The organism is Streptomyces sp. C36, from assembly GCF_040932295.1.
Lineage (GTDB): Bacteria > Actinomycetota > Actinomycetes > Streptomycetales > Streptomycetaceae > Streptomyces > Streptomyces triculaminicus.
The window spans coordinates 471,823-498,497 of record NZ_JBFQGI010000005.1 but is presented as its reverse complement, the minus strand read 5'-3'; the positions used below and the strand labels follow the sequence as shown (position 1 = coordinate 498,497).

Sequence of the window (26,675 nt, the reverse complement as noted above, 5' to 3'; positions counted from 1 at the left end):
CAGGGTCATCCCTCACCGCAGGGCTTTCTCCAACGCCCTCGCCAGAGCCGCCGCCTCCCCCTCCCCCAGCGGCGCCCCCTCCACTCCCGTCACATAGAACGCGTCCACCACGCTCGCCCCCAACGTGCTCACGTGGGCACTCCGCACCCACACCCCGGCGTCCTCCAGCGCCCGCCCGATGCGGTGGAGCAGGCCGGGGGCGTCCTGGGCGCGGACCTCCAGGACCGTGGCGGCGTGCGAGCCGCCGGTCGCGACGGTGACGCGGGGCGGGGCGTGGGGCACGCCCCGGCGGCGCTTGGCGTAGGCGGCCTCCCGCTCCGCGAGGCGGTCCTCCACGCGCAGGGAGCCGTCCAGGGCCCGTACGAGGTCACCGCGCAGGCGGGCGGCGTCCGGGAGGGAGCCGTACTCGGCGGCCACGCGCCAGTTCAGCAGGAGGGCGCCGGAGACGGACCGCAGGTCCGCCGCGCGGACCGTGAGGCGGTGCAGGGCCAGAACGCCGGCCGTGGCGGGCAGGATGCCGGGCCGGTCGGGGACGGCGACGGTCAGCCGCACGGTGTCCGCGACGAGACCGTCGCTCGGCGCACCGAGGACGATCACCGGTCCGGCCGTGCGCAGGGCCTCCTTCGCCAGCCGTTCCTCCTCGTCCGTCGGCGCCGGCTCCGGGCGGCCGGCGACGGGTTCGCCGGCGAGCGCGGCGGCGGCGCGCCGGACCAGGTCGGCGACCAGCGTGGCCCGCCAGTCGCTCCAGGTCGCCGGGCCCGTGGCACGGGCGTCGGCCTCGGTCAGGGCGTGCAGCAGTTCCAGCGTGCCGGTGCGCGAGACGGCGTCCGTGACTGTACGGACCGTCGCGGGGTCGCCGAGGTCGCGGCGGGTGGCGGTCTCGGCGAGCAGCAGGTGGTGGCGTACGAGCGTGGTGAGGACGGCGGTGTCGTCGGCGTCGAAGCCGAGGCGGGCCGCGATGTCCGGGACCAGGGCGGCGCCCGCCTCGGAGTGGTCGCCGGGGTACCCCTTGCCCATGTCGTGCAGGAGGGCGGCGACGAGCAGCAGGTCGGGGCGGCCGACGCGGCGGGTGAGGGCGGAGGCCTCGACGGCCGTCTCGACGAGGTGGCGGTCGACGGTCCAGCGGTGGACGGGGTTGCGCTGGGGACGGCAGCGCACGTGCTCCCACTCGGGCAGGAGCCGGGAGACGATTCCCTCCGCCTCGAGGGCCTCCCAGACGGCCACGGTGGGCTCGCCGGCGCCGAGGAGGGTGACGAGCTGCTCGCGGGCCTCGGCCGGCCATGGCGCGGGCAGGGGGCCCGCGGCCGTCATGCGCCGCACGGCGTGCCGGGACAGCGGCAGTCCGGCCTGCGCGGCGGCGGCCGCGGCGCGCAGGGGGAGCACGGGGTCGCGGTCGGGGCGCGCGGTGCGGGCGAGCACGACCTCGCCGTCCTGCTCGACGACGCCCTCGGCGAGCGGGACGCGCTCGGGCTCGACGAAGCCGCCGCGGCCGCCCCGCCCGCCGAGGATGCGGCGCAGCCGGGGCCGGCCGGAGCGGGACTTCAGCACCCGGCCCACCTCGCGCCAGGTGACCTCGCCGGCGTAGGCGACGGTGTGGGCGGCTTCGTAGACGCCGCGCAGGAGGGCGTCGGCGTCGGGGAGGCCGAGGCCGGCGGCGACCTGGTCCTGTTCCTGGAGGGTGAGCCGGTCGGTGGCGCGGCCGGTGGCCAGGTGGAGGGCGTCGCGGGTGTCGAGGAGCAGCGTGCGGGCCGCCTCGAGTCCTTCGCGGGGCGCGTCGGCGAGCCAGGACGCGGCGACGGCCCGCAGGGCGGTGGCGTCGCGGAGTCCGCCGCGGGCCTCCTTGAGGTCGGGTTCGAGGAGGAAGCGCAGTTCGCCCTGGCGTCTGGCGCGTTCCTCGCACAGCTCGCGCAGTTCGGGCAGGCGGGCGGGGGCCTGGGCGCGCCAGTCCTCGTAGGCGGTGGTGCGCAGCCGGGCGGTGAGCCCGGGGTCGCCGGCGAGGTGGCGGGCGTCGAGGAGGCCGAGGTGGACCTTGAGGTCGCCGGCCGCGGTCCTGCGGGCCTCGGCGGGGGTGCGTACGGAGTGGTCGAGGGCGAGGCCCATGTCCCATACGGGGTACCAGACGCGGTCGGCGACGGCGGCGATGCCGGTGGCTCCGGCGGTGCCGTCGTGCAGGAGGAGCACGTCGAGGTCGCTGCGCGGGGAGAGCTCGCCGCGCCCGTAGCCGCCGACGGCGACGAGCGCGACGCCCTGGGTGCCGCCGCCCAGGAGCGAGGCCAGCCAGCGGTCGGTGAGGCGGGCGAGCCCGGCCCGCAGGGCCGGGCCGGGCGGCGGCTCCTCGTGCAGGAGCCGCAGCCGGGCCGCCGCGTAGCCGGTGGGTTCCTCGGCGGCCTGACGGTGGGGCGTCACGTGGGGCTCCCTGTCGTTCAGAGCGCGTCCGGGCCGCGCTCGCCGGTGCGGACGCGGACGACGGTGCCGGCGTCGACGACCCAGACCTTGCCGTCGCCGATCTTTCCGGTGCGGGCGGCCTTCACGATGACGTCGACGATGTCCTCGGCGTCGACGTCCTCGGCGAGGACCTCTATGCGGGCCTTGGGCACGAAGTCGACGGTGTACTCGGCGCCCCGGTAGACCTCGGTGTGGCCGCGCTGGCGTCCGTAGCCCCTGGCCTCGGTGACGGTCAGGCCGTGGACGCCGAAGGTCTGCAGCGCGTCCTTGACCGCGTCGAGCTGGTGGGTCTTGATGACGGCGGTGATGAGCTTCATGCGTCCACTTTCCTGGTCGGGTGCTGCGGTGCGGGCGCGGGCGAGCCGGCCCGGGAGGCGGGGGCGCCGCCCACCGCGCTGAGGTCGTAGGCGGATTCGGCGTGGTAGGCCTGGTCGACGCCGCTGATCTCGTCCTCCTCGTCGGCCCTGAAGCCCATCAGTTTGTCGACGAGTTTGGCCAGGAGCCAGGAGACGACGAAGGAGTAGGCCATCACGGAGAAGGCGCCGGCGGCCTGCCGGCCGAGCTGGGTGAGGCCGCCGACGCCGTCGGTGGCGAGGAGGCCGACCAGCAGGGTGCCGATGACGCCGCCGACGAGGTGGACGCCGACGACGTCGAGGGAGTCGTCGAAGCCGAGCTTGAACTTGAGGCCGACGGCCCAGGAGCAGACGGCTCCGGCGACGAGACCGATGAGGATCGCGCCGAAGGCGTTGACGGCGGCGCCGGAGGGCGTGATGGCGACCAGTCCGGCGACGGCGCCGGAGGCGGCGCCGAGGGTGGTGAACGCGCCGTGCCGGATGCGCTCGTAGGCGAGCCAGCCGAGCATGGCGGCGCCGGTGGCGACCTGGGTGTTCATGGCCATGTTGGCGGCGGTGCCGTTGGCGGCGAGGGCAGAGCCGGCGTTGAAGCCGAACCAGCCGAACCACAGCAGTCCCGCGCCGAGCATCACCAGGGGGAGGCTGTGGGGGCGCATGGGGTCCTTGGCGAAGCCGACGCGCTTGCCGACGACGAGGACGGCGGCCAGGGCTCCGATGCCCGCGTTGATGTGCACGGCGGTGCCGCCGGCGAAGTCGATCACCTTGAGCTTGAAGAGCCAGCCGTCGGCGTGCCAGACCCAGTGCGCGACGGGGAAGTAGACGACCGTGACCCACAGGGTGATGAACAGGGCCCAGGCGCTGAACTTCACGCGGTCCGCGAGGGCGCCGCTCATCAGGGCCGGGGTGATCACGGCGAACATCAGCTGGAAGAGGGCGAAGGCGAGGACCGGGATGCCTTCCTTACCGCCGGTGAGGGTGTCGGGGGCGATGCCCTTGAGGCCGATGTGGCCGAGGTCGCCCAGCAGTCCGGCCCCGATGTCATCGCCGAACGCGAGGGAGTAGCCGAACAGCACCCACAGGACGGTGACGATGCCGAGCGAGATGAACGACATCATCAGCATGTTGAGCGCGCTCTTGACCCGCACCATGCCCCCGTAGAAGAAGGCCAGGGCCGGTGTCATCAGCATCACGAGCGCGGCACTGATCAATACGAACGCGGTATCTGCGCCATTCAATGTCGATGTCTCCTCGCGGCGGCGGCCCTGCCCCCGTATGGGCTGGTGCTTCCCATGGGCCGGTGTCGCCTCGAGGCTCGCGCAGCGCCGTTTCGGCGGGCGCCGCCGGTTGTTTCGCGTGCGTGACGATGGGTGTGGGGGTGTTACGCCGGGGTGAACGGGCGGACATCCGGCCCGGAGTGTGGGCCGGCCGCGACGACCTGCCCGGGGTGACCTGGCGATGGGGGAGCCGAGTCGGGTGTACGGGAGGTCGCCGCGGCCGGGTAAAGGGGGCCGGGCGGGCTCAGACCGCCTGGGCGGCCTCGGCAGGTTCCGGCAGATGGACGGCGAGCTGGTCGGTCAGGTCGACCACCTCGGCGACGTCGCCGAATTCGCGCGCGGCGTTGTCGACGGTCTTGCGCAGGCGGTTGTTCACCCGCTCCGAGCGGACCTGCTTGGCGATCCTGAGCGCCTTGCCGGCGAGGATCGTCGACTCCTCGGGCTCGCGTTCCATGAGGTGCACGGTGGCCATGCCGATGAGGTTGAGGGCGTACGAGCGCTGGTGCTCGCTGTCCTGCGCGAACAGCTCGACGGCCCGCTCCATCTTGGGCCGCGCCAGCGAGGCGTAGGTCGGGCTGCGCCCGGCGACGTAGGCGAGGTCGCGGTAGGAGTGGGCGTTCTCGGCGTTGAGCTCGGCCTCCGAGAAGAACCGGATCCAGTCGGGGTCGCCGTCGCCGCCCCCGCAGTCGGAGAAGCAGTCCTCGGCCATGCTCACGGCGCGCTTGACCTTGGCGGGCTGGCCCATGTTGGCGTAGGCGCGGCCCTCCATCGCATACAACATGGCCTGCGTCCGGGGGGTGGCCGTCTCCCGGGAGCCGTACTGCCCGAGGTGGATCAGCTCGAGGGCGTCGTCGGGCCGCCCGAGGTGGATCATCTGGCGGCTCATGCTGGAGAGGATGTACGAACCCAGGGGGCGGTCCCCGGCCTCCTTCGCGGCGTGCAGGGCGAGCACGAAGTACTTCTGGGCCGTGGGGTGGAGCCCGATGTCGTAGCTCATCCACCCGGCCAGCTGGGCCAGCTCGGCGGCGACGGTGAACAGGCGCTGGGCGGTCTCGGCGGGCTGGGGCTCCTGGAGCAGGTCGGTGACCTCGTGGAGCTGGCCGACGACGGCCTTGCGGCGCAGCCCGCCGCCGCACTGGGCGTCCCACTGACGGAACATCACCGTCGTGGACTCCAGGAGCTCCAGCTCGGGACCCGAGAGCCGGGACCTGCGCGCCCGGTCGCGGTCGGCGCCGCCGCCCTCCCGGCCGGCGCTGCCGGGCACGAGCCAGCGCTGCATTGGCTCGATCAGGGCGGGCCCCGCGGAGAGCGCCAGCGAGGTCCCGAGGAAGCCCCGCCGCGCCAGCATCAGGTCGCTGCGGGAGAACTCGCTGAGCAGCTCGACGGTCTGGGGGCCCGCCCAGGGCAGGTCCACGCCCGACACGGACGGCGACTGGTGCGCGGCCCGCAGCCCGATGTCCTCGACGCCGACGACGCAGCCGAAGCGTTCGGAGAACAGCTCGGAGAGAATCTTCGGAATGGGCTCGCGCGGCTGCTCGCCGTCCAGCCAGCGGCGCACCCTCGAGGTGTCCGTGCTGATGTGGTGAGCGCCCAACTGGCGCGCCCTTCGGTTCACTTGCCGGGCCAGCTCGCCCTTCGACCAGCCGCTGCGCAGGAACCATGAATTCAGCTGCTCGTTGGGGCGCTTCTCGGCCTTGTCGGCCTTGTCGGCACCGCCGGTACCGCTGACATTGCCGCCCACGGGAACGCCCCCATCCGAGAAATTCTGCATACCTGCATCTACCGCTGCATCCACTGCCGCATCCACCGCGTCCGCAATCCAGCGCGTCCGACGCGCCGCTCGGAGCGGCCGCGCGTGAACCCCCAACAGCCTGCCGCTCGTCGGGGCCGCTTGTCCGGCGGGTTTCATGTACCGAAAGTAATCCTACGATCACCGCTCACGCGAGGGCAGTCCAGTAAACGCCACCATTCGCCACCCCAACGTATGAACCCCTTCCTCCCGCATCGCGATTGACTTGACACCGGACATCGACAGCAAAACCCGTAAAGAGGTGGACTGTTGTGCGCCACGGCGTGCGGCCCACTCCGCACCACCCCCCGCACACCGTCACGCCGTCACAGAGCAGAGGTCCGCGACCGTGCGTGTCCGAGACACTCCGACACGTAACCATCCGCGAGCACGACCCGTTGGAGGGGGCATGGGCTTCACAATCGGCGGCATCCGGGACCGGCGCTCGAGCTCTCGGCGCCGAGGCCGCGCGTCGGAATCCGTGATGACGGTCGCGGAGTACACGGGTCTGTGGGGGTGGGACGTCGTCCCCGGGGCCCGGGCCACCCGCGGCGGTCACGTGACGTGCTCGTGCGACGCCGCCGACTGCCCCTCCCCCGGCGCCCATCCACTCTCGTTCGCTCCCTCGGTCCCGGCCGGCGCCACGCTGGACGAGGCCGCGACCGCCTGGGCCGACGTGCCGGGCGCGGCCGTGCTGCTGCCCGTGGGACGGTCCTTCGACGTCCTGGAGGTCGCCGAGGCGGCGGGCCGGCACGCGTTGGCGCGGCTGGAGCGCATGGGGGTGCCGCTGGGCCCGGTCGCCCTCGCGCCGCACGGCCGCGCGCTGTTCTTCGTCGCCCCGGGCGCCGCCGCCGAACTCCCCCAGCTCCTCTACCGCATGGGGTGGGACGACGCCCGCCTGGACCTGCGGGGGCTGGGGCTCGGCGATCACATCACCGCCCCGCCGTCCGACCATGCCGGGATGGGGCCGATGCGATGGCTGCTGCCGCCCACGCTGGACACGGCGGGACGACCGCCGGAGGCCCGCCTGCTGCTGGGAACGCTGGCGTACGTCTGCCATCGGTCGGGCGGGGTGTGACGGAGAACGGAAGGGGCCCCGAGACGCTCTCGCGTCTCGGGGCCCCTTCCGTTCTGTCGCGTTTCTCGCGGGTCTACTCGCCGATCAGGGCGTCCACGAACGCCTCCGGCTCGAACGGCGCCAGGTCGTCCGCGCCCTCGCCCAGGCCGACCAGCTTCACCGGTACGCCCAGCTCGCGCTGGACGGCGACGACGATGCCGCCCTTGGCGGTGCCGTCCAGCTTGGTCAGCACGATGCCGGTGATGTCCACGACCTCGGCGAAGACGCGCGCCTGCACCAGGCCGTTCTGACCGGTGGTGGCGTCGAGGACGAGCAGCACCTCGTCGACCGAGCCGTGCTTCTCCAGGACGCGCTTGACCTTGCCGAGCTCGTCCATGAGCCCGGTCTTGGTGTGCAGCCGGCCGGCGGTGTCGACGAGGACGACGTCCGCGTTCTCGGCGATGCCCTCCTTGACCGCGTCGAAGGCGATCGACGCCGGGTCGCCGGCCTCCGGGCCGCGGACGGTGCGGGCGCCGACGCGCTCGCCCCAGGTCTGCAGCTGGTCGGCGGCGGCGGCGCGGAAGGTGTCCGCCGCGCCGAGCACGACGGACTTGCCGTCGGCGACGAGCACGCGCGCGAGCTTGCCGGTGGTGGTGGTCTTGCCGACGCCGTTGACGCCGACGACCATCACGACGCCGGGCTTCTCCTCGCCGTTCACGCCGACACCGGGCTCGGTGTGGACGGAGCGGTCGGCCTCGGTGCCGATGAGGGTGAGCAGCTCCTCGCGGAGCAGGGTGCGCAGTTCCTCGGGGGTGCGGGTGCCGAGCACCTTCACGCGCTCGCGCAGCCGCTCCACCAGCTCCTGGGTGGGGGTGACGCCGACGTCGGCGACGAGCAGGGTGTCCTCGATCTCCTCCCAGGTGTCCTCGTCGAGGTGCTCACGGGAGAGCAGGGTCAGCAGACCCTTGCCGAGGGAGTTCTGCGAGCGGGACAGCCGGGCGCGCAGGCGCACGAGGCGGCCGGCCGTGGGCTCGGGAATCTCGATCTCGGGTGCGGCCGGTGCCGCGGCTTCGACCGCGGCCTCCGGCTCGACGACCGGTGCGCTCTCCTCCGCCGGGGCGGGGGCCGTGGGGAGCTCGACCTCTTCGATGGTGCGGCGCGGCTGCGCGGTGGAGGGTTCGGCCTCCTCGCCGACGTGCGGCTCGGCGGGCGGCGCGGTGACGGACGGGCTGCTCGGAGGAGCGGGCGGCAGCTGCTTCTTCTTGCGGCTGCTGACCACGAGCCCGCTGATCGCGCCGAGCGCGACCACAGCGATGAGTACAGCAAGGATGACGATGTCCATAACGCACCCAGTATCGGACACCGACGGGTGCGGGCGCTGCGGCGCCTCGGCGCGTGGCGTCCTTGTGGTTTTCCACAAGGACGAATGACCCTAACTGCACAAAGTTAGATCAAAGTACGATGGCGTGGGCTCGCGTGACGCGCGTAGAGTCCCAACGTCCCTTTCTGCCCAGGCCCCGCCCTGTCACACCCCGCACGGAGCCCCCAACTATGGCCCCCACCATGGACAACGCTGCCGACGGCGCCAACGTGTCCAGCGCCGAGAGCGCCATCGAGACCCGCGGCATCGAGCCCGTACCCGACCACGAGCGGCACGGCCGGGTCCGGGAGCTCTTCCCGACCTGGGTCGCCGCGAACATCAGTGTGCTGCTGCTCACCATGGGTGCGGCGCTGGTCGTCTTCAACGCCCTGAACTTCTGGCAGGTCCTGATCGTCGCGGCGTGCGCCGCGCTCGTCTCGTTCGGCCTGGTCGGCGTGCTGTCCGTGTCCGGCAAGTGGGGCGGCGCCCCCGGCGCGATGCTCTCCCGGGCCACGTTCGGCGTGCGCGGCAACCTCTTCCCGGGCGCGATCCTGTGGGTCGCCCGCTTCGGCTGGGAGACGATCAACGCGGTCACCGGCGCGTACGCCGTGCTCACCGTTCTCGACCTGCTCTTCGGCGTGAAGAGCAACACGGTGCTGATCGTCGTCACCCTGTTCGTGTTCGTGGCCTGCACGTTCCTGGTCAGCGGCATGGGGCGCAAGGCGCTCAACGTCTGCAACACCTGGTCGACGTACCTGTTCGGCCTCTTCAGCGTGCTGGTCCTCGGCTACCTGATCATGAACATCTCGTGGGACGACGTCTTCTCCAAGCCCGCGGGCACGACCGCCATGGTGATCGCCGGCGTCGGGACCATCGCCGCCGGCGGCATCAGCTGGGTGCCCACCGGGCCGGACTTCACGCGGTACCTGCCGCACGCCGCGTCGGGCAAGAAGATCGTCGGCGTCACGGTGTCCGGTGCGGGTCTGGTCATGGTGCCGATGGTGCTCATGGGCGCCGTGATGGCCGTCTCCACGCCCAAGCTCGCCGACGCCCCGGACCCCGTCTCCTTCCTCGGTGACATCCTCCCGACGTGGCTGGCCGTGCCGTACCTGGCCACCGCGATCGTCGGCATGCTGCTGATCAACAGCCTCTCGATGTACTCGGCCGGCTTCACCGCCCAGACCATGGGCGTGAAGCTGCCGCGCGCGATGGCCGTGAGCATCAACGCGGCGATCTCGCTCATCGGCGGTCTGATGCTGATGCTGGTCGCCAAGAGCTTCCTGAGCTCCTTCATCACCTTCCTGATCCTGCTGGCCGTCTCCTTCTCGGCGTGGATCGGCGTGTACGCGGTCGACATGGCGCGGCGCCGGGTGCGCGCCGTGCGCTATGACGCGGAGGCGCTGATGGACACGGGTCGTACGAGCCGGTACTGGTACGTGGGCGGCTTCTGCTGGCAGGCGATGACGGCGTGGGCCGTGGCGCTGATCGCGGGCGTCTGCTTCACGAAGTGCGACTGGTTCACCGGGCCGTTCGCGTCGACGTTCGTCGGCAAGTACGGGCTGGGATGGGCGGCGACGATCGTGATCTCGGCGGTGCTGATGGCGGTGCTGCCGGTGCCGCGGGAGACTGGCGTCTCCGCGGCCGTTCGCCCGGAGGGTGAGCGCGAGAAGGTCTCGGCGTAGTCGCTTGAGCGGTTTGAGGGCCCCTTCGGGGGCCCTCTTTGCGTTGTGCGGGTTGGGGGGGCGGGGCCGGGGTGGGATGGAGCGGGCCCTTCCGGTGCTGGATTATTTACGGCCCGGAGCCCCCAACCGGATGCCATGCCCCGCACTTGGGCCGCAAATAACCCTGACGCCCCTTCCAGGGCCCGCCCCATCCCACCCCGGCCCCTCCCGCCGTCAGTCGACCGCAGGCCGGTGGGCGGGCAGTCGCCCCGCCGGCCTGTTTGTGGGCAGTCGTTCCGCTGGGGCTGGGGGCACCTTCCAGCGGTAGCTGGGGGAGGGTGGGCGCAAACCCGGCCCGCCGGGCCGCACCCACCCGCCGTGCCCCCGGCTCCGGGTCACCTTCACGGCCGCGTAAGCAAAAAGGGCGTTGCCCCGGCATCTTGCCGGGGCAACGCCCTTTCGAGGAGAGGGGCGGCGGGGGGGGTTAGCCCATCTCCTCCAACGCCTTGCCCTTCGTCTCCTTGACGTACTTGAGTACGAAGGGGATCGAGAGCACGGCGAAGACCGCGTAGATCACATACGCACCGGAGAGGTTCCAGTCCGCCAGGCTCGGGAAGCTGGCCGTGATGGCCCAGTTCGCGATCCACTGGGCGGACGCGGCCACGCCGAGCGCGGCGGCGCGGATGCGGTTGGGGAACATCTCGCCCAGGAAGACCCAGACCACGACGCCCCAGGAGAGGGCGAAGAAGAGGACGAAGGCGTGGGCGGCGATCAGGGCCACGGTGCCCTGGGTGGTCGGCAGGGTGCCGTCCGCCGTCTTGGAGGCGAAGGCCCAGGCCTCGAGGGCGAGGGAGAGCGCCATGCCGACGGAGCCGACGAGGGCGAGCGGCTTGCGGCCGATGCGGTCGACGAGGACCATCGCGATCACGGTGCCGACGATGTTGATGATCGACGTCGTGAAGCTGTAGAAGAACGAGCTCTCCGGGTTCACGCCCACCGACTGCCACAGCGTCGAGGAGTAGTAGAACGCGACGTTGATGCCGACGAACTGCTGGAAGACCGAGAGGCCGATGCCGACCCAGACGATCGGCAGGAAGCCGAAGCGGCCGCCGAGCAGGTCCTTGAAGGAGGACTTCTGCTCGCTCTTCATGGCGTGCTCGATCTCGGCGACGCGCTTGTCGAGGTCGACGGTGTGACCCTCGACGTCGGCCAGGACCTTCTTGGCCTTGTCGGTCTTGCCGACCGAGATCAGGAAGCGGGGGGACTCGGGGATGGCGAAGGAGAGCAGGCCGTAGAGGACGGCCGGGACGACCATGACGCCGAGCATGAGCTGCCAGGCCTCGATGCCCATGACCTTGCCGCGCTGGTCGCCGTCGGCGACGTTGAGGATGCCCCAGTTGACCAGCTGCGAGACGGCGATGCCGATGACGATCGCGGCCTGCTGGAACGCGCCGAGGCGGCCGCGGTAGGCCGGCGGGGAGACCTCGGCGATGTAGGCCGGGCCGATGACGGAGGCCATGCCGATGGCGATGCCGCCGAGGACGCGCCAGAAGGCGAGGTCCCACAGGGCGAAGGGCAGGGCCGAGCCCACGGCGCTGATGGTGAACAGCGTGGCCGAGATCTGCATGACGCGGATGCGGCCGATGCGGTCGGCGACGCGGCCCGCGGTGGCGGCGCCGATGGCGCAGCCGATCAGGGCGATGGCGATGACCTGGGCGAGGGCGGCCGAACCGATGTCGTACTTCCCCCGGATGCCCTCGACAGCGCCGTTGATCACGGAGCTGTCGTAGCCGAAGAGGAAACCACCCATGGCCGCGGCCGCGGTGATGAAGATGACGTGGCCGAGGTGGTCCGGTTGGGCCTTGCGGCCCTCGGACGCCTGCGCCGGCGCAGTGCTGGTCAACGTGTACTCCTGGAACCCGGCCACGTTGCCGGGGTGGGGGGGCCTTTCCAGTGGCGCACAAGATCGAAGTGACCACCACTTGAAGGCGTAAGCAACGTGGGAGACCCTATGTCTTCAATTTTCTAAGTCAATAGGTTGTGACCAAGATGTTTCCCCAGAGTTTTCCAGGTGTTGAGTTCAATAGTTGAAGCTAACGGAGGCGTTGGCTGATCACCTTCGACACTCCGTCGCCCTGCATCGACACTCCGTAGAGGGCGTCGGCCACTTCCATCGTGCGTTTCTGGTGTGTGATCACGATCAGCTGGGAGCTCTCCTGGAGCTCCTTCATGATCCTGATCAGGCGCTGGAGGTTGGTGTCGTCCAGCGCCGCCTCGACCTCGTCCATGACGTAGAACGGGCTCGGGCGGGCCTTGAAGATCGCCACGAGCAGGGCGACCGCGGTCAGGGAGCGCTCGCCGCCCGACAGCAGGGACAGCCGCTTCACCTTCTTGCCGGGTGGCCTGGCCTCCACGTCCACGCCCGTGGCCAGCATGTCGTCCGGGTCGGTGAGGATCAGACGGCCCTCGCCGCCGGGGAAGAGCCGGGAGAAGACGCCCTCGAACTCCCGGGCCGTGTCGTGGTACGCCGCCGTGAAGACCTCCTCCACCCGCCGGTCGACGTCCTTCACCACCTGCAGGAGGTCCGCGCGGGTCTTCTTGAGGTCCTCGAGCTGCTCGGAGAGGAACTGGTGGCGCTCCTCCAGCGCCGCGAACTCCTCGAGGGCGAGGGGGTTGACCTTGCCCAGCTGCTGATAGGCCCGCTCGGCCGCCCTCAGGCGCTTCTCCTGCTCGCCGCGGACGTAGGGGACGGGCTGGTTGCGGGGGTGGTCCGGGTCGTCGGGGAGCTCCTCGCCCTCGGCCGGCGGCGAGGGGGGTACGGGCTGGTCGGGGCCGTACTCCGCGGCCAGGGCCGTGGGCTCCACGCCCAGCTCCTCCAGGGCCTTCGCCTCCAGCTGCTCGATGCGCAGCCGCTTCTCGGCGCCCAGCACCTCGCCCCGGTGGACCGAGTCGGTGAGCTTGTCCAGCTCCGTCTTCAGCTCGCGCGCCCGGTCGCGGCCCTCGGTCAGCTCGCGTTCGCGCTCGGCCTTCGCGGCCTCGGCCGCCCGGCGCTCCTCGTCGGCCCGTACGAGCGAGAGCTCGACGTGCGCCAGCAGTTGCCGGGCCCCGGCCGCCACCGCCGAGGCGACCCGGGCCTCGTGGTGCAGCCGCGCCTGCCGCTGCTCCGCGCGGGCCCGTGCCTCGCGCTCGGCGCGGGCCGCGCGGTCGAGGCCGTCGGCCCGCCCGGCGAGGGCCTTCATGCGCTCCTCGTGCGTACGGACCTGGAGGCGCGCCTCCATCTCGGTCTGCCGGGCGTTCGCGCCGTCGGCGGCGAGGCGGTCCCGTACGGAGGTGTCGGGTTCGTCGGTGCCGTCGTCGCCCAGGGCTCGCTCCTGGGCCGCGGCCAGGCGCTCGGCGAGTTCCTCGGCCTCCTCGGTGGCGCGTCGGAGCGCCTCCTGCGCCCGCTCGGCGGCGGCCGTCGTCCGCTCGGCCTCGCCGGCCGCGGCGCGGGCCTGCCCGGCGAGGCGTCCCAGGGTTTGTGCGGCCTGCGACTTCTCCCGGTCGGCGGCGCTGCGCCGGACGGCCAGCTCCTCCACGAGCGCGGCGTGGTGGGCGCGCTGTTCCTGGGCTTCCTCGCGTGCCGCGGTCAGCTCGGCGCAGCGCGCGTCGAGCTCGGTGAGCTCCGCGGTGGCCTCGTCGACCGCGGCCTGGGTCTCGATGAGGCTGGGTGCGCCGCCGGAGCCGCCCTGGGCGATGTGCGCGCCGAGCAGGTCGCCCTCGGCGGTGACGGCGGTCAGGCCGGGATGGGTGGTGACGAGGTGTTCGGCGTCCTCGAGGGTGTCGACGACGACGATGTCGCGCAGGAGTCTGCGCACGGCGGGCAGCAGGTCCAGGGGGGCGCGGACGAGGTCGGCCGCGGCGAGGTGGGGGGCGGGGGCGGCCGGGGCGGCGTCGTCGCAGGGGGCTCCGCTCAACAGGAGCACGGCCCGGCCGGCGTCCTCCTTCTTCAGTAGGCGCAGTGCCTCGGCCGCGGCGGCGGGGCCGGTCACGGCGACGGCGTCGGCCGCGGCGCCGAAGGCGGTGGCGACGGCGAGTTCGTGGCCGGGGGTGACCGACAGGAGTCCGGCGGCCGGGCCGAGGAGTCCGCCCAATCGTTCCTTCGCCGCCAGCAGGGCGCCCGTGCCGTCCTTGCGCCGCAGGCCCAGGGCGAGGGCGTCGCGGCGGGCGGTGATCGCGGCGCGGCGGCGTTCGGCCTCGGTGGTCGCCTCGCGGGCGGCGTTGAGGGCGGTGTCGGCGGCGGCGAGGTCCGCCTTGGCCCGGTCGTGGCGGGCGGCGAGTTCGGCGTCGTCCGCGTCGGCGCCGTCGGCCTCGGCCTGGTGACGTTCGTACTCCTCCTGTGCGGCGGCGGCCCGTTCGCGGGCCTCGTCGCGGGCGGCGGCCAGGCGGCCGATCTCGGCCTCGGCCGAGGCGGCGCGGCCGCGGGCGGCGGTGACCTGACCGTGCAGGCGGGCGAGCTGCTCGCGGCGGTCGGCGATGGCGCGGGCGGCGTCGCGCAGGCGGCGTTCCTCCTCGGCCAGGCGGCGTTCGAGGCCGGCGCGGTGTTCGGCGGTGTCCTCCAGGGCGCGGCTCGCGGCCTCGAGGGCGGCGTCGAGTTCGGCCTCCTGCTCGCGGACGCGGGCGGCCTCGCGTTCGAGGTCCTCGGGGTCGCGGCCGCGGCGCTCCTCGGCGGGGGCGGCGGTGGCGCTGGTGACGCGGGCGTCCGCGAGGGAAATGGTGCCGCGTACGCGTTCGGCGAGGCGGGAGAGTTCGTACCAGGTCTGCTGGGCCGCGGCCAGGCGCGGCGTCAGTTCGCGCACCTGTTCCTCGAGGGCCGCCTCCCGCTGGGCGGCCGCGCGCAGCTCCGTCTCGGCGGCCTCCTTGCGGGTCTTGAGGGCGGCCTCGTCGGCGATCTCCGCGCGCAGGGCCTCGCGCAGGGTGACCAGGTCGTCGGCGAGCAGGCGCAGCCGGGCGTCGCGCAGGTCGGCCTGGATGACGGCGGCCCGGCGGGCGACGGCGGCCTGGCGGCCGAGGGGCTTGAGCTGGCGGCGCAGTTCGTCGGTGAGGTCCTGGACTCGGGCGAGGTTCGCCTTCATCGCGTCGAGCTTCCGCAGCGCCTTCTCCTTGCGCTTGCGGTGCTTGAGGACGCCGGCGGCCTCCTCGATGAAGGCGCGACGGCCCATGGGGTCGGCGTGCAGGACGGAGTCGAGCTGGCCCTGTCCGACGATGACGTGCATCTCGCGGCCGATGCCGGAGTCGGAGAGCAGTTCCTGGATGTCGAGGAGGCGGCAGGTGTCGCCGTTGAGCTGGTATTCGCTGCCGCCGTTGCGGAACATGATCCGCGTGATGGTGACCTCGGCGTAGTCGATGGGCAGGGCACCGTCGGAGTTGTCGATGGTGAGGGAGACCTCGGCGCGGCCCAGCGGGGGGCGGCCGGTCGTCCCGGCGAAGATGACGTCCTCCATCTTGCCGCCGCGCAGGGACTTGGCGCCCTGCTCTCCCATGACCCAGGAAAGCGCGTCGACGACATTGGACTTTCCGGAGCCGTTGGGGCCCACGACACAGGTGATGCCGGGCTCGAAGCGCAGGGTGGTGGCGGAGGCGAAGGATTTGAACCCGCGCAGGGTCAGGCTCTTGAGGTGCACGCGGAAGGACTCTACCGCGCGCCGGTGCACCCTCCCGGCGTGCGGGAGCCGTGGGCGCGCCGCCTCTTTTCCCGGGCTTCACCCGCTGGTTTCACCTGTGAAGAGGCCGGGCAGATCACTTGGGAGAGGACGGGGAGAAGACGTCGTGACCAGCCGGGAAACGACGAAGGGACGCCGAAGCGTCCCTTGCAACTCTCAAGCGGCTGACAGTGCAGCCCGACCGGCCCCCGGGGCAGGGCACGGGTCAGGCAAGCGCAGGCTCCGCGTGGGATACGTCGATGCTGTCGAGCAGCGAGTCGCCATGAGCGGCGGCAGTCAGCGCGTCGTTCTCGGCCTGCATCCGAATGAGCTCGGATTCGAGGTCCTGGACACGCTGCTGAAGCCGTCGCATCTCGGAGAGGACTCGGGGGTCGGAGCCGCCGACGTAACCGAGAAGCGCCTTTGCCATGATGGATGGTCCTCCACACTGAGTGACCGACCGAAGCGGTGTGGGTCGTGAGGGATTCGCACCCGCGGTGTCTGCCATCACTACTGCGGTCTTTCAATGCCAAACAGCTAAGGTGCGCGGGGCTTCCAGCGTCTCACCAAATGGTTTGACGGTCAACACGATCACACCCCGTATCGGCGGGCGTCCCGGGGGTGTGCGCGGGGATATTCCGCGCCGCATTCCGCACCCGGAGCCCGAGGGGCGTAGAGATCATCCGTTGAGAGGCAGCCTTGCACGCTGCGGCCGAGTTGGCAACCATCAGGCAATTTCCGTGGTCCGCATATGCCAATGTCATATGAATCCGACGATCATCCCCCTCATGGCCCTGCGAAACCGAGCCCCAATCCGATTTTCCCGTCATCCTGTCAACGGGTCTCGAAGCCGTCGTAACCACCCCTGGGCACGTCCCAGATCTCGGTGACACCGTCCACGCGGCCGGGCGTGTCGCCGTTGCGCAGCCACTCGAGCAACTGTTCGCAGTTCGGGCGGGGCCCCTCGGCCACCACCTGCACCCGGCCGTCGGAGAGGTTGGAGGCGAAGCCGATCAGGTCACCGATCCGCAATGCGTTGGCCCGGGTGAACCAACGAAAGCCGACACCCTGCACATGCCCACGGACCCACGCCGTGAGACGGACATTCTCGTTCATGTCTGCACGTTAACCGGCCAATTACATAAGCAGCACTTCGGCCCGGTTCCCGGTGCCGTACAGTCGCCGCCGAATAAGGACTCCCCCGGACGAGTGACGCACTTTGACGCCGAACACGTGAGGAAGGCAGCGGATGGGTCGCCATCGACGCTCTGCCCGCGCGACCGCCGATGAGGAGGTGGCGAACGCCCGGAAAGCCCGGGCTCCCCTGACGGGCGAGTCGGCCGACGCGTACGAGCCCGAGGATCCGGCCGAGGCGGTCACCCAGCCCATCCCCATCGTCCGCACCGGCCCCGCCGGCCCCGGACGGCACCGTGGCCCGCGCCGCGGCAGACGGCGCGGCGGTGCGGCCGGAGCGGGCCGGACGGCGGGCGCGCCCAAGGTGATCAAGGCGGCTCCGCCCGCGCGACGGGCGGGGCTGCTCGGCGCCTCGGCCGCCGTGGCGATGGGCGCGGTCGCCATGGTCTCCGGACTGCTCCCCGGCGGTGGGCTCACGGGTGGCGACGCCTCCTCCCCCGGCGCCGGCACCAGCGGACAGGTCCGGGCCGACGGCCCGGTCGAGGCCCCCGCTCAGGATTCCCGGCCCCCGGCCGCGCCCCAGGCCGACCGGGCGCGCGGTGACGAGCGGGGCCGGCAACGGGCCGGCGCCGGCCGGGCGGAGCAGGCGGTGAGCCGGACGCGGGCGGACGAACGGCAAGCGGACGAGCGGCAGGGCCCTGCGGGCGCAGCAGGCGCCAGGGGCGTCCAGGAGGCGGACCTCCGCGCGTCCCGGGGCGCCGAGCGCCCGCCGGCCTCGGCGCTGTCCGCGCCCCCCTCCGCGGCGTCCCCCGGGCAGCGGCCCGCCCAGGCCGCCGTCACCACGGCCCGCGAGCGGGTCACCGCGGCCCGTACGACCGCCGAGCGGCGGCGTACGGCGGTCGTGGACGGCGAGCACGCGGCGTCTGCGGCCGGCACGCTCGCCGACACCCGCTCCTCCACCGCGCATCTGGTGCTGGCCCTGGTCAACGCGGAACGGGCGAAGGCGGGCTGCCGTCCGCTGCGGGCCAGCTCCCAGCTGAACCGGCTCGCCCAGTCCTTCAGCGACGACATGGCCCGGCGGGGCTTCTTCGACCACACCGATCCGGACGGCCGCACCCCCTGGGACCGGGCCGCCCGGCGCGGCATCAAGAACCTGGGCGGAGAGAACATCGCGCGCGGCCACCCGGACGCGCGCACGGTGATGGACGCGTGGATGCGCAGCAGCGGTCACCGCGCCAACATCCTCAACTGCGACTACCGCAGCATGGGCGTCGGCGTGCACCACGGCGGCAACGGCCCGTGGTGGACGCAGGACTTCGGCTACTGAAACGCGGCCGGCCGGGCCTCACCTCCTGGGTGGGACCCGGCCGGGCCACGTGGCGGCGTCCGTCAGGCGGCGGCGCGGCCCGCGACGTAGATACGGGCCTGCTCGGTGATGCGGCGGCCGAGCAGTTCGGCGGTCGCGATGTCGGCCTTGTGCACGCCCTCGGGGCCCTGGTCGTTGTTGGTCTGGGCGCCGGCGCCCAGGAAGAAGCCGAGGCGGTTGATGTCGTTCTCGGAGGCCACGGAGCTGTTCCAGCCCGGCAGCGCGCCGAGGCCGACCCAGTGCATGCCGTGCTGGGCGGCGAGGACGGTGAAGAACTGCAGGGTGTGCAGCTTGTCGCCGCTCTTGGAGGCGGAGTTGGTGAAGCCGGCCGCCAGCTTGTCCTGCCAGGCGCGGGTGTACCAGCGACCGGAGGTCGACTCGGCGAAGACGTGGAAGGCGCCGGAGGCGGTGCCCATGTAGGTGGGCGAGCCGAAGACGATGGCGTCGGAGGCGTCGAGCTGCTCCCACTGCGCGTCGGTGATCTCGGCGACGTTGATCAGGTGGACGGTGGCGCCGGCGTCGGTGGCGCCGTCGCGGACGGCCTCGGCGAGGACGGCGGTGTGGCCGAAGCCGGAGTGGTAGGCGATGGAGACGACGGGAGTGGTCACGGCGGGTAACTCCTCGGAGAGCCGGTGGGGCAGGGCGATGACCAAAGGAAAGCACTAACTTTTGGAAAGCGCAATCCCGGGGTGAGCGCTGTCCAGGAGTATGGTGTTGGCATGACAACCCACGGCACGGCAGAGGAAGCCTGCGACGGCGGCGCGGACGAGCAGTTGCCCTTCGACGTCTTCGCGCGCAGCTGTCCGTCGCGCGAGATCCTCGGGCATGTCACGGGACGCTGGGGCGCGCTGACGCTCGGCGCGCTCAGCGAGGACACGCTGCGCTTCAACGAGCTGCGCCGCCGCGTCGACGGCGTCAGCGAGAAGATGCTGTCCCAGACCCTCCACGCGCTCGAGCGCGACGGGCTGGTGCACCGCGAGGCCCAGCCCACCAACCCGCCCCGCGTGGACTACCGCCTGACCCCTCTGGGGCAGGAGATCACCGAGCGGTTGATGGGGCTGATCGAGCTCGTCGAGGCGCGGATGCCCGACGTGCTGACGGCACGTCGGGCCTACGACGCCGAGCAGGCCTGACCGGCCCGTAGGACCGGATGGTGGCGCCCGGCGGGGAAGCGGCCGCGGGGCCTATGACGTGGTGCGCGGCGGGCGCTGGCAGCGCGGGCAGAAGTAGCTGGAGCGGTTCATCCAGGGGCGGCGGCGCATGGCCGTGCCGCAGCGCCGGCAGGGCTCGTCCTCGCGCCCGTAGGCGTCCAGCGAGCGCTCGAAATAGCCGGATTCGCCGTTCACGTTGACGTAGAGGCTGTCGAAGCTGGTGCCGCCGGCGGCGAGTGCCTCGTTCATGACCTCGCGGATGTGCAGCAGCAGCTCGGCGGTGCGCGGGCGGGTCAGCGAGGCGGTGGGGCGGTCGTAGTGCAGCCGCGTGCGCCACAGCGCCTCGTCGGCGTAGATGTTGCCGACGCCGCTGATCAGCGACTGGTCGAGCAGGGCGCGCTTGATCGTCGTGCGGCGGCGGCGCAGCGCGGTGTGGAAGGCGTCGTCGTCGAAGGCCGCATCGAGCGGGTCGCGGGCGATGTGGGCGATGACGTCCGGGAGTCCGTCGGGGTCGCCGGGCACCGTCTCGTGCAGCGAGAGGCCGCCGAAGGTGCGCTGGTCCACGAAGCGCAGCTCGGTGGCCTGGGCGTCGGCGAAGCGCACGCGGACGCGCAGGTGCTTCTCGTCGGGGGAACCCTGGGGCTGGACGAGCAGCTGGCCGCTCATGCCCAGGTGGGCGAGGACCGCGCGGTCCGGGGCGGTGGTGTCGCCGAGGGGCTCGACGGGCAGCCACAGGTACTTGCCGCGGCGCCGGGCCGCGCCCAGCCGGTGGCCGACGAGCTGTGCGGCGAAGTCGCCGGGGCCGGCGAGGTGCCGTCGGACGGCCCTGGGGTGCAGCACCTCGACCTCGGCGACCGTGCGGTCGCGGATCCAGCGCTCCAGGCCGCTGCGGACGACCTCGACCTCGGGCAGCTCGGGCACCGCACTCCTCCGGGTTGGCTACGACGTCCGGGCGGGCCCGCTGTGCGGGACCGCCCGGACGTCGTGGATGAACGGGAGCGTCAGTGGGACGCGCCCTGCGCTTTGCCGGCGCCCTCGGCGTCCGCCTTCGCGGCCGCCGCGCGCGCCTCCGCGGCGCTGTTGATGGAGCGCCAGGCGGACTCGGCCGCCTGCTGCTCCGCTTCCTTCTTGCTGCGGCCGGTGCCGGTGCCGTACGCGACACCACCGACGCGGGCAGCAGCCGTGAAGGTCTTCTCGTGGTCCGGACCGGTCTCGGAGACCAGGTATTCCGGAACGCCGAGGCCCTCGGTGGCGGTGAGCTCCTGGAGACTGGTCTTCCAGTCCAGGCCCGCGCCGAGGTTGGAGGACTTCTCGATCAGCGGGTCGAAGAGCCGGTGCACCAGCTCCCCCGCCGCCTCCAGGCCCTGGTCGAGGTAGACCGCGCCGATGACGGCTTCCAGGGTGTCCGCGAGGATGGACGCCTTGTCGCGGCCGCCCGTCCCCTCTTCGCCCCGGCCGAGCCGGATGAAGGCACCCAGGTCCAGGCCCCGGCCGACCTCGGCCAGCGCACGGGAGTTGACCACCGCGGCGCGCAGCTTGGCGAGCTGGCCCTCGGGCAGGTCGGGGTGGATGCGGTAGAGCGTGTCGGTGACCACCAGGCCGAGCACGGAGTCCCCGAGGAACTCCAGCCGCTCGTTGGTGGGCAGGCCGCCGTTCTCGTACGCGAAGGACCGGTGCGTCAGCGCACGCACCAGAAGGGCGGTCTCGAGTTTGTACCCGAGCCGCCCTTCCAGAAGCGTGTGAGACGAGGCCGTGTCCGTCGCCGCCGGTTCTTGCCCGCGGTTGCGGGACGGCGTACTGGCGTCTGACATGAAGCCTGTCACCCGCCGATCAGACCGCGAGGACCTGGCGCTTGTTGTAGGTGCCGCAGCTCGGGCACGCGATGTGCTGCTGCTTCGGCTCGTGGCAGCGCTCGCACGCCACCAGGGGGGTGACCGCAGCCTTCCACTGCGACCGGCGGTGGCGCGTGTTGCTGCGCGACATCTTCCGCTTCGGAACAGCCACGGCTACTTCTCCTGTGAGTCATCCCCGTCGGAACGGGGTGCGTTGTCCTTCTCGCCGTCCTGGTCGGAACCGGCGAGTCCCTGCAGTGCCGCCCAACGGATGTCGACGGCGTCGTGGTGGTGGTCCGGGTCGTCCGCCAGCCGCGCTCCGCAGTCGGAGCACAGGCCCGGGCAGTCTTCCTGGCACACCGGCTGCAGCGGCAGTGAGAGCACCACCGCGTCCCGCAGCACGGGTTCGAGGTCGAACATGTCGTCCTCGAGGAAGAGCATCTCCTCCTCGTCGTCCTCGGCGTCGTCGTCCGCGGCCGCGATGCGGCCCCGGGCGTCGGCGTCGGGGTAGGAGTACATCTCCTGGAAGTCCGCGTCGAGCTCACGCTCCAGCGGCTCCAGACACCTTACGCACTCCCCGGTGAGCGGCGCACGGGCGGTGCCTGTGACAAGCACCCCTTCCATGACCGACTCGAGGCGGAGATCGAGCTCCACCGCGGCGTTCTCGGGCACGCCGATGACCTCGATACCGAGGTCCGCAGGGGCCGGGACGGAACGGGAGACCCGCTTCAGCGCGCCGGGTCGCCGGCCCAGCTCGCGTGTGTCGAACACGAGAGGGTTACGGGGATCAAGGCGGGCGTTCAGGGCTTCCTGCTTTCTACGCTGCGGTGACGGCGCCCGGCGTGCTCGAGGAGCGCGGCGGGCAGCCTGGATCGCGGACGTACACGCGACCGAAGAGCCAGGATACTGGACGGGCCGCCGTGGTCCCAATCCGCACCCCCCGTGGCCGGGTGGAACGACGGACCGACGACGGAACGACGACGAAGACAACGCCGGAAAACGCCGGCGTTCAGCGCCCCTGGTCGTACTGCCGGAGCCGGTCGAGGTCGATAGCGCCGGTGTCGAAGAGGCTCGTCCCGTCGAGCGCGGCCCCCTGCGGCCGCTCCGGGTACCGCTGGTGCTGCGCGGGGTCCTGGGCGGGCCAGGCGTACGGGTCGGGCTGCTGGGGATAGCCGCCGGGCACCGCGTAGGGGTCCAGCTGCGGCGGGTACGGCTGGGGCGCGCCGTAGGGGTCCCGCCCGTCGTACTCCCCGGCCGGCGTCGCGTACTCGCCCCAGCCGGCGGCCCGGTCCTCCTGAGGCGGCTCGGCGGGCTCCTGGGGGGCGGCGAGGCCCGCGAGGAAGTCGGCGTCGTCGGCGGGGCGCCCGCCGGGCAGGCGCTCCTGGGCGGCCATGTGCGCCGCCAGCTCGTCCACGGGGCGGCCGGCGAGCAGCTTCTCCCGGCCGCGGCCGGCCGCCTCCAGCGTGCTCGCCAGGACGGCCGAGACGGTCGCGAGCTTGGCGTCCACGTACGCGTCGGCGTCGCGCCGGCGGCGTGCGGGGTCGGCGGCGCGTGCGGGGGCGTCGTCCGCGGGGTGGCCGGACGCCGGGTCGGCGGGCGTCAGGCCGAGCAGCTTCTCGCGGCCGCGGTCGACGGAGGCGATGGTCTTGGTGAGGACGACCTCGAAGTCGGCGAGCTTGCCGTCGACGTAGTCGTCGGCCCCCGCGCGGATCGCGGCGGCCTCGCGGCGCGCGTCCTCGAGGATGCGCCCGGCCTCCTCCTGGGCCTCGCGGGCGACCTCCGTGTCGGAGATCAGCGAGCCGCGCTGGGCCCGGGCGGCCCCCAGGATCCGCTCGGCCTCGGCCCGGGCGTCGGCGACCATCCGCTCCCGGCCGCCGATGACCTCCTCCGCCCGGGCCAGGGAGCCGGGCAGGGCGGCCCGCACCTCCCCCAGCCGGGCGAGCAGCTCGGCGCGGTTGAGGACGCAGGAGGCCGACATGGGCAGGGCGCGGGCAGCGGCGACGGTCGTGACGATCTCGTCGAGCTTCTTCTGGACGTCCACGGTGACGCTCGCCACTCTCTCGGGGCCGACGGCACGAACGGGACGACTGTAGGGCCGGCGGGCCGCGCCCGGCAGCAACTGACGATCCGTCAGTCGGCTACCGCTTCTCGAGCCTCTCGTTGAGCGCCTCGAGCACCAGCGGCGGCACCAGGTGGGCGACGTCGCCGCCCCAGGCCGCGACCTCCTTGACCAGGCTCGAGGACAGGAAGCTGTAGGTGGGGTTGGTGGGCACGAACAGCGTCTCGACGCCCGAGAGGCCATTGTTCATCTGGGCCATCTGCAGCTCGTAGTCGAAGTCGCTGACCGCCCGCAGGCCCTTGACGATCGCCGGGATGTCGCGCTGCTTGCAGAAGTCGACGAGCAGGCCGCGGAAGGACTCGACCTCCACGTTGCCGTACTCGGCGGTGACCTGCCGCAGCAGCTCTATCCGCTCCTCGACGGTGAACAGGCCCTGCTTCGACTTATTGATCATCACCGCGACATGCACGACGTCGTACAGGCGGGACGCGCGGGCGATGATGTCGAGGTGTCCATTGGTGACGGGGTCGAACGACCCCGGACAGACGGCGCGGCGCAACGGTGGTTCCTCGCTCTCCGGTCCATTCATGACGTGCCCCATCCCGATCAGGCGGTGCACGCCGAGGCGGCGCGACCGTACCAAAGCGTGCCCTCGCCGTAACGACGGGCCCTCAGTGCGTCGAAGCCCTCCGGCCAGCCGAATTCGCCGCCGCGGGTGCTCCTCTCCACGGTGACCAACGCCTCGTCGGCGAGCCAGCCCCGGGTGCGCAGTGTGAGCAGGATCTCGCGGAGAGCGTCGTCTCCGACGACGTAGGGCGGGTCGAGGAAGACCACGTCGTAGGGGCCGGCCGGCGGCGCCCCCGTGATGACCTGCTCCGCCTTGCCCGTACGCACCTCCGCGCCCGGCAGGCCCACCGCGCGCACGTTGTCGCGGATGACCCGCACCGCGCGGGCGTCGGCCTCCACCAGCAGCACGTGCCCGGCGCCGCGGGAGAGCGCCTCCAGGCCGACCGCGCCCGAGCCGCCGTAGAGGTCCAGGACGCGGGCGCCCTGCAGCGTGCCCAGGAAGGACTCCCAGGTGGAGAACAGGCCCTCGCGCGCCCGGTCGGAGGTGGGGCGGGTGCCGGTGCCGGGCGGAACGGCCAGGCGGCGTCCGCCGGCGGTGCCGGCGATCACGCGGGTCATGGGTCTCGGAGTCCTTCGCGGTGTGGTGGGACGAGGGCGGCGGGGCCGCCCCCCGGAAAGCGTATGACGTCGGCGGCGCGCCGTCCCCGCGGGCGGGCCTTCAGCCCTTGTCCAGGAACTCCTCCCGCTCCTTGTCCAGCAGCGCGTCCAGCGCGGTGCGCAGGTCGGGCAGCCGCTCCAGCTCGGGGTCGGCGGCGACGACCGCCGTGGCCTCCTCGCGGGCCGCCACGATGACGTCCTCGTCGTCGATGACGGCGAGCATGCGCAGGCTGGAGCGCACGCCGGACTGCGCCTGGCCGAGCACGTCGCCCTCGCGGCGCTGCTCGAGGTCGATGCGGGAGAGCTCGAAGCCGTCGAGGGTCGCGGCGACCGCGCCGAGGCGGGCCCGCGCGGGCGACGCCTCGAACGCCTCGGTGACCAGCAGGCACAGCCCCGGGGCCGAGCCCCGGCCCACCCGGCCGCGCAGCTGGTGCAGCTGGGAGACGCCGAACCGGTCGGCATCCATGATCACCATCACGGTGGAGTTGGGCACGTTCACGCCCACCTCGATGACGGTCGTGGCGACCAGGACGTCCACCTCGCCGGCCGCGAAGCGGCGCATGACGTCGTCCTTGGCCTCGGGCTGCATCCGCCCGTGCAGCACCTCGACCCGCAGCCCGGCCAGCGGGCCCGCGGTGAGCTGCCCGGCGACCTCCACGACGGCGAGCGGCGGCCGCCGCTCGCCCTCGCCCTCCGCCTCCTGCGCGGCGGACTTCTTCCGGGCCTTGGGGGCGTCCTCCTCGTCACCGATGCGCGGGCAGACCACGTACGCCTGGTGGCCGCCCTCGACCTCCTCGCGGACCCGCTCCCAGGTGCGGGCGAGGAAGTGCGGCTTGTCCCTGGCGGGCACCACATGGGTGGCGATGGGCGAGCGGCCGGCGGGGAGCTGGTCCAGCACGGACGTCTCGAGGTCGCCGAAGACGGTCATCGCGACCGTGCGCGGGATCGGCGTCGCCGTCATCACCAGCAGGTGGGGCGGCTGCTTGCCCTTCGAGCGCAGGGCGTCGCGCTGCTCGACGCCGAAGCGGTGCTGTTCGTCGACGACGACCAGGCCCAGATCGTGGAACCGCACCTTGTCCTCGATGAGGGCGTGGGTGCCGACGACGATGCCCGCCTCGCCCGTGACGAGGTCCAGCAGCGCCTGCCGGCGGGCCGCCGTGCCCATGGAGCCGGTGAGCAGCACCACCTTGGTGCCCAGGTCGGCGCCGCCGAGCATGCCGCCCTCGGCGAGGTCGCCCATCATCTCGGTGATCGACCGGTGGTGCTGCTGAGCGAGCACCTCGGTGGGGGCGAGCATCGCGGCCTGGCCACCGGCGTCCACGACGCCGAGCATGGCGCGCAGGGCGACCATGGTCTTGCCGGAGCCCACCTCGCCCTGCAGCAGGCGGTGCATGGGGTGTTCGGTGGCCAGGTCGTCGAAGATCTCGGCGGAGACCTTCCGCTGGCCGTCGGTGAGGGTGAAGGGCAGCCGGGCGTCGAAGGCGTCCAGCAGGCCGTCGGCGGCGGGCTTGCGCGGCACGGCCGGCAGCTGGGAGTCGGCGTGCCGGCGGCGGGCGAGGGCGACCTGCAGGACGAACGCCTCGTCCCACTTCAGCCGCTGCCGGGCGTCCTCGATGTCCGCCTTGGTGCGCGGCCGGTGGACTTTGCGGAACGCCTCGGGCAGCGGCAGCAGGCCACGGCCCTCGCGCAGCGCGCCCGGCAGCGGGTCCACCACCTCGGCCCAGCCCGCGGCCTCCATGGAGGCCAGCACGACGTCGAGGCAGTTGGAGATCTTCCAGGACTCCATCTGGGAGCAGGCGGGGTAGAGCGGGATCAGCTGGTTGGCCCAGGCCTCGACGGCGTCCGCGCCGCTGTCCTTGCCGAGCATCTCGTACGCGGGGTGGGACAGCTGCCGGGTGGTGCGGAAGGTGCCGACCTTGCCCGCGAACATGCCGCGGCGGCCGGGCACGAGCTCCTTCTGGTGGTGGTAGATCGACCGGCCGAAGAAGACCAGCTGGAGCCGGCCGCTGCCGTCGGTGAGCGTCACCTCCAGGCGCTGGCCCCTGCCGTTGTTGAACTTGTGCACACGGGCGTCGGAGACCTGGGCGACGACGGTGACGTGTTCGTCCAGCGGCAGGTCCGCGAGGCGGGTCAGCTCGCCGCGCTCGGCGTAGCGGCGCGGGTAGTGGTGCAGCAGATCGCCGACCGTGTGCAGGTCGAGGTGCTCGGCCAGCACCTTCGCGGTGTTGCCGCCGAGCGTCTTCTTCAGAGGTTCCTGGAGCGCGGGCACGGGTCCATTGCACACCACGCCGC

General features: G+C 72.5%; 22 protein-coding genes. 4 read left to right on the top strand and 18 right to left on the bottom strand.

Features of this window, described 5'->3' with window-relative positions; genetic code table 11:
* Positions 1 to 12: 12 nt before the first annotated feature.
* From AB4K12_RS18610 to AB4K12_RS18595, 4 genes are all read right to left on the bottom strand, one after another.
* Positions 13 to 2,406 (bottom strand): [protein-PII] uridylyltransferase, encoded by a 2,394-nt coding sequence (locus AB4K12_RS18610; protein WP_368435200.1) that lies wholly within the window; start codon positions 2,404 to 2,406, stop codon positions 13 to 15.
* Between the two features lie 17 nt (positions 2,407 to 2,423).
* Entirely contained in the window at positions 2,424 to 2,762 is a 339-nt protein-coding gene (locus AB4K12_RS18605; RefSeq protein WP_086566034.1) for a P-II family nitrogen regulator, read from the bottom strand.
* Positions 2,759 to 4,033: an ammonium transporter gene (locus AB4K12_RS18600; RefSeq protein WP_368435199.1), complete on the bottom strand. Its 1,275-nt coding sequence runs from the start codon at positions 4,031 to 4,033 to the stop codon at positions 2,759 to 2,761. Before AB4K12_RS18600 ends, AB4K12_RS18605 begins: the two co-directional genes overlap by 4 nt.
* A gap of 283 nt (positions 4,034 to 4,316) precedes the next feature.
* Entirely contained in the window at positions 4,317 to 5,843 is a 1,527-nt protein-coding gene (locus AB4K12_RS18595) for a hypothetical protein (protein WP_368435198.1), read from the bottom strand.
* A gap of 427 nt (positions 5,844 to 6,270) precedes the next feature.
* On the opposite strand from AB4K12_RS18595, the gene AB4K12_RS18590 reads away from it, so the two are divergent.
* Positions 6,271 to 6,939: a bifunctional DNA primase/polymerase gene (locus tag AB4K12_RS18590; protein WP_368435197.1), complete on the top strand. Its 669-nt coding sequence runs from the start codon at positions 6,271 to 6,273 to the stop codon at positions 6,937 to 6,939.
* A 73-nt stretch (positions 6,940 to 7,012) separates the two neighbouring features.
* On the opposite strand, the gene ftsY is transcribed toward AB4K12_RS18590, so the two are convergent.
* Positions 7,013 to 8,260 carry a signal recognition particle-docking protein FtsY gene (ftsY, locus tag AB4K12_RS18585; protein WP_368435196.1) on the bottom strand — a complete coding sequence of 416 codons (1,248 nt, stop codon included), beginning with the start codon at positions 8,258 to 8,260 and terminating at the stop codon, positions 7,013 to 7,015.
* A 221-nt stretch (positions 8,261 to 8,481) separates the two neighbouring features.
* Between ftsY and AB4K12_RS18580 the strand changes: the two genes are divergently transcribed.
* Complete coding sequence (locus AB4K12_RS18580; protein ID WP_368435195.1) at positions 8,482 to 9,960, top strand: cytosine permease; 1,479 nt, start codon at positions 8,482 to 8,484, stop codon at positions 9,958 to 9,960.
* A gap of 463 nt (positions 9,961 to 10,423) precedes the next feature.
* On the opposite strand, the gene AB4K12_RS18575 is transcribed toward AB4K12_RS18580, so the two are convergent.
* The 4 genes from AB4K12_RS18575 to AB4K12_RS18560 form a co-directional block, all read right to left on the bottom strand.
* A complete protein-coding gene (locus tag AB4K12_RS18575; protein WP_362250302.1) occupies positions 10,424 to 11,842 on the bottom strand; it encodes a sugar porter family MFS transporter in 1,419 nt (472 codons plus the stop codon).
* A 190-nt stretch (positions 11,843 to 12,032) separates the two neighbouring features.
* Entirely contained in the window at positions 12,033 to 15,599 is a 3,567-nt protein-coding gene (gene smc / locus AB4K12_RS18570) for a chromosome segregation protein SMC (RefSeq protein WP_368435194.1), read from the bottom strand.
* A gap of 244 nt (positions 15,600 to 15,843) precedes the next feature.
* Positions 15,844 to 16,047 (bottom strand): hypothetical protein, encoded by a 204-nt coding sequence (locus AB4K12_RS18565; RefSeq protein WP_086574568.1) that lies wholly within the window; start codon positions 16,045 to 16,047, stop codon positions 15,844 to 15,846.
* A 404-nt stretch (positions 16,048 to 16,451) separates the two neighbouring features.
* Positions 16,452 to 16,733, bottom strand: a complete 282-nt coding sequence (locus AB4K12_RS18560; RefSeq protein ID WP_368435193.1) for an acylphosphatase — start codon at positions 16,731 to 16,733, stop codon at positions 16,452 to 16,454.
* Between the two features lie 133 nt (positions 16,734 to 16,866).
* Between AB4K12_RS18560 and AB4K12_RS18555 the strand changes: the two genes are divergently transcribed.
* A complete protein-coding gene (locus tag AB4K12_RS18555; protein WP_368435192.1) occupies positions 16,867 to 18,078 on the top strand; it encodes a CAP domain-containing protein in 1,212 nt (403 codons plus the stop codon).
* 62 nt (positions 18,079 to 18,140) lie between these two features.
* On the opposite strand, the gene AB4K12_RS18550 is transcribed toward AB4K12_RS18555, so the two are convergent.
* On the bottom strand, positions 18,141 to 18,725 hold the full coding sequence (locus AB4K12_RS18550) for a flavodoxin family protein (RefSeq protein WP_368435191.1): 585 nt from the start codon (positions 18,723 to 18,725) through the stop codon (positions 18,141 to 18,143).
* A 111-nt stretch (positions 18,726 to 18,836) separates the two neighbouring features.
* Between AB4K12_RS18550 and AB4K12_RS18545 the strand changes: the two genes are divergently transcribed.
* Positions 18,837 to 19,250, top strand: a complete 414-nt coding sequence (locus AB4K12_RS18545) for a winged helix-turn-helix transcriptional regulator (RefSeq protein WP_368435190.1) — start codon at positions 18,837 to 18,839, stop codon at positions 19,248 to 19,250.
* A 51-nt stretch (positions 19,251 to 19,301) separates the two neighbouring features.
* On the opposite strand, the gene mutM is transcribed toward AB4K12_RS18545, so the two are convergent.
* The 8 genes from mutM to recG all read right to left on the bottom strand — a co-directional run bounded on the left by mutM (position 19,302) and on the right by recG (position 26,652).
* Positions 19,302 to 20,189, bottom strand: coding sequence for a bifunctional DNA-formamidopyrimidine glycosylase/DNA-(apurinic or apyrimidinic site) lyase (gene mutM / locus AB4K12_RS18540; RefSeq protein WP_368435189.1), 888 nt, complete (start codon positions 20,187 to 20,189; stop codon positions 19,302 to 19,304).
* A gap of 80 nt (positions 20,190 to 20,269) precedes the next feature.
* Positions 20,270 to 21,079, bottom strand: coding sequence for a ribonuclease III (rnc, locus tag AB4K12_RS18535; RefSeq protein ID WP_368435188.1), 810 nt, complete (start codon positions 21,077 to 21,079; stop codon positions 20,270 to 20,272).
* Positions 21,080 to 21,098: 19 nt separating this feature from the next.
* Complete coding sequence (rpmF, locus tag AB4K12_RS18530; RefSeq protein ID WP_086575354.1) at positions 21,099 to 21,272, bottom strand: 50S ribosomal protein L32; 174 nt, start codon at positions 21,270 to 21,272, stop codon at positions 21,099 to 21,101.
* Between the two features lie 2 nt (positions 21,273 to 21,274).
* Entirely contained in the window at positions 21,275 to 21,871 is a 597-nt protein-coding gene (locus AB4K12_RS18525; protein ID WP_368435187.1) for a DUF177 domain-containing protein, read from the bottom strand.
* 238 nt (positions 21,872 to 22,109) lie between these two features.
* Positions 22,110 to 23,141: a cell division initiation protein gene (locus tag AB4K12_RS18520; RefSeq protein ID WP_368435293.1), complete on the bottom strand. Its 1,032-nt coding sequence runs from the start codon at positions 23,139 to 23,141 to the stop codon at positions 22,110 to 22,112.
* A 97-nt stretch (positions 23,142 to 23,238) separates the two neighbouring features.
* On the bottom strand, positions 23,239 to 23,718 hold the full coding sequence (coaD, locus tag AB4K12_RS18515; RefSeq protein ID WP_368435292.1) for a pantetheine-phosphate adenylyltransferase: 480 nt from the start codon (positions 23,716 to 23,718) through the stop codon (positions 23,239 to 23,241).
* A 47-nt stretch (positions 23,719 to 23,765) separates the two neighbouring features.
* Positions 23,766 to 24,344, bottom strand: a complete 579-nt coding sequence (rsmD, locus tag AB4K12_RS18510; protein WP_086571942.1) for a 16S rRNA (guanine(966)-N(2))-methyltransferase RsmD — start codon at positions 24,342 to 24,344, stop codon at positions 23,766 to 23,768.
* Between the two features lie 100 nt (positions 24,345 to 24,444).
* Positions 24,445 to 26,652 carry an ATP-dependent DNA helicase RecG gene (gene recG, locus AB4K12_RS18505; RefSeq protein ID WP_368435186.1) on the bottom strand — a complete coding sequence of 736 codons (2,208 nt, stop codon included), beginning with the start codon at positions 26,650 to 26,652 and terminating at the stop codon, positions 24,445 to 24,447.
* Positions 26,653 to 26,675: the final 23 nt, after the last annotated feature.